Source organism: Nonomuraea sp. NPDC049655, assembly GCF_044465465.1.
In the GTDB taxonomy this organism is placed as follows: Bacteria; Actinomycetota; Actinomycetes; order Streptosporangiales; family Streptosporangiaceae; genus Nonomuraea.
Genome location: NZ_JBITLS010000009.1, coordinates 183,457 through 194,232, shown reverse-complemented (window position 1 = coordinate 194,232; position 10,776 = coordinate 183,457). Strand labels below are relative to the sequence as shown.

The 10,776-nt window shown below is 72.3% G+C and carries 10 protein-coding genes; 6 read left to right on the top strand and 4 right to left on the bottom strand.

Annotated elements, in window-relative coordinates:
* Positions 1-1,009: 1,009 nt before the first annotated feature.
* Positions 1,010-1,897, bottom strand: a complete 888-nt coding sequence (locus tag ACIBQ6_RS28500; protein ID WP_397215622.1) for a hypothetical protein — start codon at positions 1,895-1,897, stop codon at positions 1,010-1,012.
* A gap of 34 nt (positions 1,898-1,931) precedes the next feature.
* Positions 1,932-2,465, bottom strand: a complete 534-nt coding sequence (locus ACIBQ6_RS28495) for a YbhB/YbcL family Raf kinase inhibitor-like protein (protein ID WP_397215620.1) — start codon at positions 2,463-2,465, stop codon at positions 1,932-1,934.
* A gap of 89 nt (positions 2,466-2,554) precedes the next feature.
* Here ACIBQ6_RS28495 and ACIBQ6_RS28490 point away from each other — a divergent pair, with 89 nt between their 5' ends.
* The 3 genes from ACIBQ6_RS28490 (at position 2,555) to ACIBQ6_RS28480 (ending at position 5,993) form a co-directional block, all read left to right on the top strand.
* Positions 2,555-3,247, top strand: a complete 693-nt coding sequence (locus ACIBQ6_RS28490; protein ID WP_352325548.1) for a GntR family transcriptional regulator — start codon at positions 2,555-2,557, stop codon at positions 3,245-3,247.
* 260 nt (positions 3,248-3,507) lie between these two features.
* Entirely contained in the window at positions 3,508-3,951 is a 444-nt protein-coding gene (locus tag ACIBQ6_RS28485) for a hypothetical protein (protein ID WP_358295504.1), read from the top strand.
* The gene (locus tag ACIBQ6_RS28480) at positions 3,948-5,993 is read left to right on the top strand and encodes a M48 family metalloprotease (RefSeq protein ID WP_397215617.1); all 2,046 of its coding nucleotides are present in this window, start codon (positions 3,948-3,950) and stop codon (positions 5,991-5,993) included. Before ACIBQ6_RS28485 ends, ACIBQ6_RS28480 begins: the two co-directional genes overlap by 4 nt.
* Positions 5,994-6,010: 17 nt before the next feature.
* Here ACIBQ6_RS28480 and ACIBQ6_RS28475 read toward each other — a convergent pair whose 3' ends face one another.
* Positions 6,011-6,364, bottom strand: coding sequence for an SMI1/KNR4 family protein (locus ACIBQ6_RS28475; RefSeq protein ID WP_397215615.1), 354 nt, complete (start codon positions 6,362-6,364; stop codon positions 6,011-6,013).
* A 33-nt stretch (positions 6,365-6,397) separates the two neighbouring features.
* On the opposite strand from ACIBQ6_RS28475, the gene catA reads away from it, so the two are divergent.
* The 3 genes from catA (at position 6,398) to ACIBQ6_RS28460 (ending at position 9,610) form a co-directional block, all read left to right on the top strand.
* Entirely contained in the window at positions 6,398-7,066 is a 669-nt protein-coding gene (gene catA / locus ACIBQ6_RS28470; RefSeq protein ID WP_397215613.1) for a type A chloramphenicol O-acetyltransferase, read from the top strand.
* Between the two features lie 161 nt (positions 7,067-7,227).
* Positions 7,228-8,433: a flavin-containing monooxygenase gene (locus ACIBQ6_RS28465; protein WP_397215611.1), complete on the top strand. Its 1,206-nt coding sequence runs from the start codon at positions 7,228-7,230 to the stop codon at positions 8,431-8,433.
* Positions 8,426-9,610 carry a saccharopine dehydrogenase family protein gene (locus ACIBQ6_RS28460; protein ID WP_397215609.1) on the top strand — a complete coding sequence of 395 codons (1,185 nt, stop codon included), beginning with the start codon at positions 8,426-8,428 and terminating at the stop codon, positions 9,608-9,610. The genes ACIBQ6_RS28465 and ACIBQ6_RS28460 overlap by 8 nt, the downstream gene beginning before the upstream one ends.
* A gap of 136 nt (positions 9,611-9,746) precedes the next feature.
* Here the strand turns inward: ACIBQ6_RS28460 and ACIBQ6_RS28455 are convergent, their stop codons facing one another.
* Positions 9,747-10,694: an NmrA family NAD(P)-binding protein gene (locus ACIBQ6_RS28455; RefSeq protein WP_358295490.1), complete on the bottom strand. Its 948-nt coding sequence runs from the start codon at positions 10,692-10,694 to the stop codon at positions 9,747-9,749.
* Between the last annotated feature and the right edge of the window lie 82 nt (positions 10,695-10,776).

The window sequence follows — 10,776 nt, the reverse complement described above, 5'->3', positions numbered from 1 at the left end:
TTCGGGCAAGGTGCTGGCCATCGAGAACGCCAGCCTCGATTACGGTGCCAGCGTGAACCAGTACGACTCCGGCACCCAGGACAACGAGAAGTTCCGGCTGGAGCCCATCAGCGACGCCAACTGGTAGCTCACAAGGTCGGGCACGTCCGTGCCGTCCGTGCGCCGGACGGCCGGGCGTACCTGACATCGCGGTTCACCATCTCCGCACTGCCGGGCAGCAGGCAACTGCCACAGAACGGGCGGCCCGGAACCCCTCGGGCGGGGTCCCCGAGTCGTCGGAACAGCGTCTATGGTGCGCGATCCTGCGGGGATCAGTCTGGGTTGCGCATCACAAAGACGCTTCAGATGACCACCGATCGGAGTTGAGCCAGAATCTGGCGGCGAGGGCTTTCTGCTGATCATTTCCCAATTCCGGCTTCCCGGCGGTCGTCCCTACCTGTACATCCCTGCTTACGCGGTAGCCCTTGTTCAGGATGACCGGGTAGTAAAACGCGCTGGTGGATCCTGCGTATGGGCCGTCTTGTGGCGGACCCCCCTCTGAACCGCCTGCTTGGGGACCCGTCGGGGACCACACGCCCTGCTCGCGCCGGGTGTGCAGCTGCCACAGTTCGTCGGCCACCGCGTCCGGTTCGTGGCGGGCGCCAGGGCCGATGGGGCCGACCACCGTGAGCTGCGCGGCGTGGACCCCGTCGTCGCCGAGCGCGTCGTGGAGCATGCGGGACGTGGGCTGACTCGGCCGCATGGGCGACCGCGGACACCGCCCGGTCGCGGTGCGGTTCGACAGCGGCGCCGCCGGTGGTGAGCAACAGCGTGCCACGGCCACGGCGGCGCATGTCCGCGGCCACCGATTGCACCGCCGCCGTGGCGGCGACGACGCTGAGCGCCGGCGCGTTCGCGACGTCCCGCGGCTCGGTGTCCAGTACCGGTTTGCTCCACTTCAGGCTCGGCCGAGGGCCGGCCGTAGCGCTCGCAAGAGCCGCCGACCGGGCCCCTTCGCGTGAAGGAGCGTTCAGGCAGGATCGGACCGCCCGCGAACGGTCTGGAACGTTCCCGCCGCGGTGAACGCGTTGGCGATCGGCGCGATGAGCGAGGCCAGGCGGCGGGCACCCGCGTCGCCGATCGGCGCCCACAGAGCGGCGCAGTGCTCGTCGGTCTCCACGTCGATGCGCTCACGTGCCGCACTGCCGGCGGCGGTGATCGCAGCGTTGGAGTCGAGCCAGCCGCGCGCGACGAGGCGTGCCGTCGCCGCGCTCCACTCCTCGTCGTCCCACTGGCGGGTCGCTCGTGCGAGAGCCGTCGGGAGGCGGCCGGTTGCGGTGTGCAGAACGAGGCAGTCGCACGGCCCGAGGTCGTTGTCGGCGAGTACGACGAGATGGGCGTCGCCGCGCCACTCGCGCGCCACCGTGATCTGCTGCCAGAGCGCGACGAGAGGATCGGCGGGAAGCACGACCGAGGCGTTCGCGGCGGCCAGCACCTTGCCGGCGTAGTCGGCGCCGGCGACGACCGGGTCGATCAGCGAGCGCGCCTCGGCAAGGTGGTCGTCGGTGAGCTGTACGTTGACGCGTCGCATCGCCCGGCCGGCGGCCAGGAAGCGGGCGGCCTGCCATCGCCCGGGCGGTGCGACGTCCCACACGCCCGCCATGGCCCGCACTGCACGCGGGCTGAAGTTGTAGAAGGCCGCGAGCGTGACCTGCCACGGAACCGCGCCCATCGCGGCCGACCTGAAGGCCAGATACGCCGGCCCGCGGTCGCTCACGCCGAGCTCGACCGCCTCCTCGGCGGTTTCGGGGACGAGATAGATGAACAGGTGGGCGGCACTGATGGCGCGGCTGATGTCACGGACGGCGTTCAGGTCCATCAAGCCGTCGCCGGGGCGGGCGGAGTCGGGAAGGTGCATCGTGGTTGTTTCTCCTGGGAGTCGGGCGGTGCTGTCAGGCGGGTGTCTCGGCGGTCGCGATCAACATCGCGCGTCCGAGGGTGTGACCGGCCATGGTGAAGCCGAGGATGGCCGGCGTGGCGTCGGCCGGGACGCCTGTCGAGGGGATGTCGAGGGCGTGCACGACGACGAAGTAGCGGTGCGGGCCATGTCCGGCCGGCGGGGCGGCGCCGATGTAGCGGGCCACGCGGGCGTCGTTGGGCAACTGGTAGGCGCCCTCCGGCAGCTGTGAGCCGGTGTCGTCGCCGGCTCCCTCGGGCAGTTCGGTGACGGTGGCGGGGATGTCGGCGACCGCCCAGTGCCAGAACCCGGACCCGGTGGGGGCGTCGGGATCGTAGACGGTGACGGCATAGCTCTTGGTGCCGTCCGGGGCGCCGGTCCAGGACAGCTGCGGGGATGTGTCCTTCCCGCCGGGCAGGCCGGAGGAGCGTTGCTCGGGCGGCCAGGGGGCGCCGTCGGTGACGGTGGTGCTGGTGACGGTGAAGGAGGCCGCCTTGGGAAAGCGGGCGAAGGGGTCGTAGGCAGGCACAGCGGTCGTTCCTTTCCGGACGAGTGCGGCTTACTTAATCGACCGTAGCACAAATAATCGATTATTTGAGGATCGTCTATGATGAGCTCATGGCTCAGATGGCGCACCCCTCGATCTCGCCGGGGAAGCAGATGCTCTCCGAGCAGGTCTACGCACACCTGCGGGACGCGATCATGCGCGGCGACCACCCTCCTGGCGCCCCGCTCAAGCCGCAGGACCTGGCCAAGGAGCAGGGCGTCAGCCTGGCCGTGGTGCGCGAGGCGCTCGTGCGGGTGGTCGGCGAGGGGCTCGCCGACCGGCTGCCCAACCGCGGCTTCGCCGTCCCGGCCTTCTCCGACCGCCGCTGGCAGGAGGTCGCGGAGGCCCGTCGGACCGTCGAACCGGTCGTCCTGCGTATGTCCATCGAGCGCGGCGACCTCGACTGGGAGGCCCGTGTGCGGGCCGCCCACCATCGTCTGGTTCGCACTCCGGCGTACGTGCCGGAGGAGGGCGAGTACTACACCGGCGCTTGGGCCGAGGCTCACAGGGCCTTCCACCGCACGTTGCTGGAGGGGTGTGGCAACCGCGCGCTGTTGGAGACCTTCGACCGGCTGTGGACCGCGAGTGAGCTGGCCCGCCGTTGGTCGGCGCACCGCAACCCCGGCCGGGACGGCGCCAAGGAGCACCGCAGACTGGAGGAGGCGGCGCTGGCCCGCGACGCCGACACCGCGGCCGAGGTCCTGGTCCGGCACCTCACCTTGACCGCGGTTGCTCTGACCGACGACTCCGGCCAGGCCACCTAGGCCCACGCCGCAACGGCGAGCAGGACGCCGGTTCCCTCCAGCCCCAGAGGCCGGCCCTTCTAGATCCAGAGGCTGCCCAAGAGCCAGAAAAGCGCCCTGACCAGGGCCCTGGTCATCGGACGGGCCACGGAGGAACGCGGAGGAAATGCGGCGGAAGCCGGGCCGGGCCGTCAGTATCCAAGGACATCCGGCATCCAAGGACATCCGGCCTCGGAGCTGCCTATATTTCAGGCAACGGAATTCTCCTGTTGGAGGGCTAGGTGTCCGATGTGTTCGCCAAGGATCTCAGCCGCCGGGTCGTGACCAGGATCGCTCCCGCCGAACTGCCGCTGTTCGACCAGACCTGGGACGCGCTCGGCGGCAGGACCAGGCCGAGGTCGCATCGGGATCCGCTCGGTTTCGGGTTGCCGGGGGTGGACGAGCTGCTGGTGACGGCGATCGTCTCCGGCGTCGTGACCACGGTGCTCGCGGACGTGGGCAAGGACGTCGGCTCGTGGACCGGCCGGCTGATCGGCCGGTTGCGCCGCCGTCCGCGGGAGCTGCCCGAGGCGCAGCCGGCGGGGCCGGCGCCGTTGCCGCCGGCCCGGCTGACGGAGATCCGCAAGGTCGCCTACCACAAGGCGCGCCGGATGGGCATGTCGCAGGCGCAGGCCGACGCGCTGGCCGACGCGGTGGTGAGCGAGCTGGCCCGCAACCCGTCATGAGAGGCCGTCTCCCGTCGGCCACCACGTCCGCGTTCGTCCTGCTGATCAGCCTGGCGTTCGCGACGACCGCGATCTACCGGCCGGGGATCTTCGACCTGCTGTCGGTGCAGGGGGCGGAGGTCCCGGCGAAGGTCAGAGAGGCGTGCCAGCTCGCGGCGCTGAAGGGCCTGGACGATCCCGCGTGCGACGTGATGAGCCGCGGGGCTCACCAGGATCTCCGGCTCGGCGTGGTGCTCTGTTTCGGGACGCTCATCCTGCTCACCGGGCTGCAGTACTGGTTCGGCCCGGCCTGGCGGATCCGCCGCCGGCGGCTGCGTCCGGTCGGCGGCGAGGTCGGCGAGGAGTTGCGGCGGACGGCGGCGGAGGTGCTCGGCGGCCGCCGGGTCGTCTTCCTGCTCGACGTGCTCGACCCCGCGGTGGCCGGGCTGGCCTTCGGCCGGGCCGGGCGCCGGTACGTGGTGATCAGCCGGGGCACCTGGATGTCGTTCGAGCGCGATCGGCCGCTGTTCCGGGCGGTGGTGCTGCACGAGCTGGCGCACGTGCGCAACAGGGACCTGACCATCACGGCGGTCACGCTGGCGATGTGGCGGTCCTACGCCGCGGTGATCCTCGTGCCGGGCCTGCTCGCCGCCGTGAACGGGGTGGTGTCGGGGCAGGCGCCGTTCCTGCGGGCGGAGCTGATGCCGTTCGGGGCGCGCGCGGCGCTGTCGTGGTTGTTCGCCGCCCAGATCGCCGGGCTGGCGGTGTTGTCGTGGCTGACCCGTTCGGTGGTGCTGCAGTCGCGTGAGCTGATGGCCGACGCCCGCGTGTTGTCGTGGGAGCGGGACGCGACGCCGCTGCGCCGCGTGTTCGAACAGGCGCCGGCGCCGCGCCGGTGGCCGGTGTCGCTGCGGGTGCGCACCCATCCGCATCTCGCCGTCCGGCGGGCCGCGCTGGAGGACGAGGAGCCGCTGGTCCGCCAGGGTTTCGTCTTCCCGCTGGCGCTGGGCGGCTGTTTCTCCCTGACCATGGATCCGGCCACGTCGCTGACCGCGCAGGGACGCACCAACACGCTGCCGTGGCCGGCGGAGGTGTTCGCCCTGCTGCTGGCCGTCGCGCTGGGGTTGCGGGCGTTGCGGGCCGTGGGGGCGCGCGGCGACGCCGTGCACGTGCCGCTGGGCCTGGCCGTGGGGCTGGCGGGCGGCTGGGTGCTGGCCCCGAGCAGGATGACCGACCATGCGCTGGCGCCGTTCCCCGTGTCGGTGCAGCTCGCCGGGCTGGTGGTGCTGGCGGCGGCGGGCCTGCTGCTGGGGGTGTGGGTGCGGTGGGTGGCGCGGGTGTGGGCGCCGCGGGTGCACGGGCCGCGGTCGGCGTTCGGGCCGCTGCTGCTGATCGCGGTGGTCGTGACGCTGGGCGCGCGGGGGTTCTACGACGTCCAGGCCGACATCATCATCGCCCACGTCCAGAGATATCCCGCCGTTTCCGACCCGCTGGCGCAGGTCCTGATCAGCGCGCAGATCATGCTGGACTCCCGCCTGTCGGCGGGCGTCCTCCTGCTGCTCGCCGTCGTCCTGCTCATGCTGGCCCCGATGGCGGTACGTTTCGTCACCGTCGGCGAACGCCGCCCGCCCGCGCCCCGGCGCACCGGCCGCGTCGTCCTGGCGGTGGGCTGCGCGGCCGCCGCGGCGCTGGTCACGGCGATGGTGTCGGGCACGGTCAACGGCTACGTCTTCCAGAGCTCCGGCACCGCCTTGTCGGGCGTCATCGCGACCGGAGCCGCCGCCGGCGCCGCCCTGGCGGCCTGCGTGGCCGGGTTGTCCGGGACGTCGCCGGTCGCGAAGGGCATGCTGACGGGGCTGGCCGCGGCCGTGCTCTACGCCCTCGCGCTGGAGCTGGTGTGGCTGCCCTTGCGGACGGCGCTGCCGTGGCTGATCCACATGATCATCCTGGAGCGCATGCTGGAGGCCGCGCTGATCGCCGCGCTGGCCACGGCCCTGCTGGCCCGCCTGCTGCCCGTCCGCGGGGAGCAGGCCCCGGTCGCCGGCGTGCCCGCGCCGGGGTGAGACCGGCCTTCCGGAGGCTACTGCGTTCTCATCAGGTCCCAGAAGGACCTGTGGCGATCGGCGCCCGGCAGCCAGGGCGCGAGGTCCCGGAACCAGCCGACCCGCGCGGCCGGCAGCACGACATGGCCGGACTCGTCGTCGCCCCAGCCGTCGGCGAACAGCAGGAACTGCCGGTAGCTCGGCGGCAGGGCCGTGCCCAGCCGGTCTTCGAGCCGGCTGACCTCCGCCTCACCGGCCGGGGGGTGCAGGCCGTTGCCCGGGGCGGGCGGCGGGCCTTCGGGGCTGCGGGGGTCAGGCCCTTCGCCGCGAAGAGGGCGGACCAGCCGTACTGGGGGTTCATGGCAGGCGACCGTATCCGCCGGGGCCGACATTCCGTGCGGCCCGGCGGTTGGGATGATGAGCGCATGGACGCCCCCATCCCTGTCGACACCGATGCCTGGCCGCGCCGGCAGCACTTCGAGCACTACCGCCGGGCCGTCCCGTGCACGTATTCGATCACGGTGGAGATCGACGTCACCGCGTTCACGGCGGCGCTCGGCCGGTCGCGGCGCAAGTCCTACCTCGCGCAGGTCTGGGCGATCGCCACGGTCGTCAACCGGCACGACGAGTTCAGGATGTGCCTGACCGCCTCCGGCGACCCGGCCGTCTGGCCCGTCGTGCATCCGGCCTTCACGGTCTTCAACCCCGAACGCGAGACGTTCGCGTGCGTGTGGGCGCCCTACGATCCCGACTTCGCCGCCTTCCACGACGTCGCCGCTCCCCTGCTCGCCGAGCACGCCCGCGCCACCGAGTTCTTCCCGCAGGGGCCGCCGCCGCCCAACACGTTCGACGTGTCGAGCCTGCCGTGGACGTCCTTCACCGGGTTCAACCTCAACATCGGCGACAACTGGGACCACCTCGCCCCCATCTTCACCCTCGGCCGGTACACCGAGCGCGACGGCCGGGTCCTGCTCCCCCTCGCGCTCCAGGCGCACCACGCCGCCGCCGACGGGTTCCACTCCGCCCGGCTCGTGAACGAGCTGCGGACCCTGGTCGCGGACCCGTCCTGGGTCGACCGGAGCCCGGCCTCCTGAACCAGCGCTGACCTCCGCCCCCGCCCCGGCCCTTGCGGGCACGGGCCGGGGCGCGCTTCGCCATGCCTCGAATCAATCGCTCGGAATTGCTACGTTGTGCCGGCCTGTCCGGCATCGGCACCGCATGGCATCTCCAGCGGCGACCCGGCAGGACCTACGCGGTGCTGGAGGCCGAGACCGTCTCGGCGGCACGTGGGACCTGTTCCGCTATCCGGGCGTCCGACATCTTCCCCCTCAGCTACGCCTTCCAGCCCTGGCGCGGCCGCAAGTCCCTGGCCGACGGCGACGCCATCCGCCGCTACATCGAGGACACCGCCCGCGACCACGGCTACGTCTGCGCTGGCTACTACGACTACGACCACGGCCACCAGCCGAAGTTCAAGGGCGCCGAGCACTTCGGCGGCCGGTTCGTGCACCCGCAGTTCTGGCCGGACGACCTCGACGTGACCGGCAAGAGCACCGTGGTGATCGGCAGCGGGGCCACCGCGGTCACCCTGGTGCCGGCGCTGGCGAAGCGGGCGGGGCACGTCACGATGGTGCAGCGCTCCCCGACCTACCTGACCTCCCTGCCCGACGTGGACCCGGCGGCGGCCCCGCTGCGCCGCCTGCTTCCCGCGCGTACGGCCCACCGGCTGCTCCGCGCCAAGAACGTCCTGAGCAGCCGGCTCACGTACTGGCTGAGCCGACGCTACCCGGAGCAGACCAAGCGGCACCTGCGCAGGGGCATCCAGCGGTACCTGCCCGACCCGGCCCTCCTCGACCGGCACTTCACCCCCCGGTACCAGCCGTGGGACCAGCGGCTGTGCGTCGTCCCCGACGGCGACCTGTTCCGCGAGGTGGCCGCCGGGCGCGTGTCGATGGTCACCGACCGGATCGCCCGTCTCACCGAGCACGGGATCGAGCTGGAGTCCGGGCGCACGCTGGAGGCGGACGTGATCGTCTCCGCGACGGGCCTGTCGCTGATCCCCCTCGGCGGGATCGCCGTGTCGGTGCAGGGCCGCCCGGTCGATCTGGCCGAGACCACCGCCTACCGCGGGCTGATGCTGAGCGGCCTGCCCAACCTGGCCTTCTGCGTCGGCTACACCAACGCGTCGTGGACGCTGCGGGCGGAGCTGTCCTCCCGTTACGTCGTCCGGCTGCTCGACCACATGCGGCGGCACGGCCTGACCACCGCGATGCCCGCGCTGCCGCGCGACGTCGCCCGCCGTCCGCTGCTCGGCCTGACCTCCGCCTACGTCCAGCGCGCGGCGCACCTGTTCCCGCAGCAGGGCGACCGCGCGCCGTGGACGGCCGGCCAGAACTACCTGACCGACCGGCTGCGGTCGGCGTTCCTCGACGTCCGCAAGGGGATGATCTTCGATGGGTGAGCAGTACCGGGTGGTGGCCCTGGGCGGCGCCGGCGCGATGGGCAGGCCCGTCGTCGAGGCGCTGGCCGCGCGGCCGGACATCGCCGACCTGGTGATCGCCGACCGCGACACCGCCGCCGCCGCGCGGCTGTCCGTCAAGTACGCGAACGCCTCGGCCGCGACCGTGGACGCCGCCGACCCGGTCCGGCTGCGCGAGCTGTTCCGCGACGCCGACCTGGTCGTCAACACCACCGGCCCGTTCTTCCGGCTCGGCGTGCCGATCCTGCGGGCGGCGATCGAGAGCCGTACCCACTACGCCGACATCTGCGACGACTGGGAACCGACCCTGGACATGCTCGCCATGGACGCCCAGGCGCGGGACGCGGGCGTGACGGCCGTGATCGGGGCCGGCGAGAGCCCGGGCACCAGCAACATGCTGGCCGCGCTGGCGACCCGCGAGCTGGACACCGTCGAGAGCGTCCACACCGCCTGGCCGGTGGACGTCCCGTTCGTCGGCGACGACCCCGCCGACGCCTCGGCGGGCGGGGAGTCGGCCGCCGTCGTCCACTGGATGCAGCAGCTGTCCGGCACGATCCGCGTCTGGGCCGGCGGCGTGCCCGCCGAACGGCCGCCGCTCGAACCCGTCAGGCTCGACTACCCGGGGCTGGGCCCCGGCACCGCCTACACCGTCGGCCATCCCGAGCCGCTGACGCTCCCGGCCACCTGCTCGATCACCGGCGACTCCGCCTGCGTCATGGTGGTCAGGCCGGAGACGGCCGCGTACCTGATGAGCCTGCGCGAGGAGATCGACCGGGGCGGGCTCTCCCTGGAGCAGGCCGCGGCCGCGATCGAGCGCCCGACCGCGGGCCGCTTCGCCCGCTCCGCCGTGCGCCGGCTCTCGCTGCGCGGCCCCGGCTCGCTGCCGCCCTTCTTCGCGCTGGCCGCCGGCGTCCGGGACGGCCGGCCGTGCCGGATCGGCGCGCGGCTGATCGGCTCGCCGCGCGGGATGGCCAGGGCGACCGGGATCCCGCTGTCGCTGGCGGCAGCGCAGATCCTCGACGGCTCGGTGCGCGCCGCCGGCGTCCATCCCCCGGACGCCGCGCTCGACCCGGAGAGGTACTTCGCGGAGCTGGCCGTCCACTGCGACCCGCCGCGCGCCGGCCGCGACGAGGTGGTCACCGTGGACCGGACCCCGTGACCGGAGTCGATCGCCCGCTCACCGGGGTCCGCGGCGACCGTCGCAGCGCTTCAGCGAGAAGGCGTAACTCCGCCTCGGTGACCCTCGACTGCCCCGTCTTCGATGGTGATCTCGGGTTGACGAGCGAAACAGCTGGTCAGCTGCATTTGTGGAGTGTCAGGGACGCCGCGGGCCGCAGGTGCTGCCGAGCCCATTCCTCGAAGCTGGTGAGCGGAAGGCCGAGGTCCCTGGCGTACTGCGGGCGGGCCGGCTGGCCGGCTATGTTCATCCACTCGTGTGAGGCGCCCATCGCCGGCATTCCGGCGGCGAGTGCCTGTTCCTCGGTCATGTCCGGCGCGGGCAGGTGTGTGCCCAGCGCGCGGGAGAGAACCTCGGCGACCTCCGTCATGGACAGATAGTCACTCGCCAGCTCCAGCTCGACCCCGTGGAACCGCTCCGGCTCGGCGATGGCTGCGGCGGCTGCCCTGCCGATGTCGTCCACCGCGGCGAGGGACAGCCGGGTGTCCGGCTTCACGACGCTCACCAAACCGCCTTCCACACCCCGCGGGAACAGGAAAGCCATGGACGGCAGGAAGTTCTCCATGAAGAAACCCGGTTTGAGGATCGTCCAGCGGGAGAAGCCGGCCGCACGGACCCGGTCCTGGATCGTGCTCTTGGCTCCCAGGCTGGCGTCCAAGGAGCCCCAGCGGCCTGCGACCCAGCCGGGAGCCTCGGTGTGCTGACCGGCGCCACTGGTGGAGGTGTGCACGAACTGCGGCACTCCCGCAGCCTGCGCGCCCTCGATGAGGTTGACGGCCTGGGCCACCTCTCCGTCGAAATCGAAACCTTCGGCGGCCAGGGCGGGCATCTGAACGGAGAAGACGGCGCGGACACCCGTGGCGGCCCGCACCACCGAATCGCGATCGTGGAGGTCACCGGTGACCAGATCGGCGCCCAGCGCCTCGACGGCCTTGGCTCGCTGGGTGTCGGGGTGACGCACGAGGGCGCGTACGGGTACGCCTGCGGCGAGCAGGGCTCGGGCGGTGGCGCCGCCCTGCCTGCCGGTGGCGCCGGTGACCAGGACGGGTGCGGGATGTGCAGTCATTGCGCTCCTCGGAGCTATAAACGGCGGGGGTCGCCGTTTTCTGTGCGATAAGATATGGCGGGCCCCGCCATTTAGCAACCCT

Excerpts from the sequence above, each read along its gene's own strand:
- ACIBQ6_RS28500 (WP_397215622.1), bottom strand. The coding sequence starts at position 1,897 with ATGCACCTTCCCGACTCCGCCCGCCCCGGCGACGGCTTGATGGACCTG.
- ACIBQ6_RS28490 (WP_352325548.1), top strand. The coding sequence starts at position 2,555 with ATGGCTCAGATGGCGCACCCCTCGATCTCGCCGGGGAAGCAGATGCTC.
- ACIBQ6_RS28480 (WP_397215617.1), top strand. The coding sequence starts at position 3,948 with ATGAGAGGCCGTCTCCCGTCGGCCACCACGTCCGCGTTCGTCCTGCTG.
- ACIBQ6_RS28475 (WP_397215615.1), bottom strand. The coding sequence starts at position 6,364 with ATGTCGGCCCCGGCGGATACGGTCGCCTGCCATGAACCCCCAGTACGG.
- catA (WP_397215613.1), top strand. The coding sequence starts at position 6,398 with ATGGACGCCCCCATCCCTGTCGACACCGATGCCTGGCCGCGCCGGCAG.
- ACIBQ6_RS28460 (WP_397215609.1), top strand. The coding sequence starts at position 8,426 with ATGGGTGAGCAGTACCGGGTGGTGGCCCTGGGCGGCGCCGGCGCGATG.
- ACIBQ6_RS28455 (WP_358295490.1), bottom strand. The coding sequence starts at position 10,694 with ATGACTGCACATCCCGCACCCGTCCTGGTCACCGGCGCCACCGGCAGG.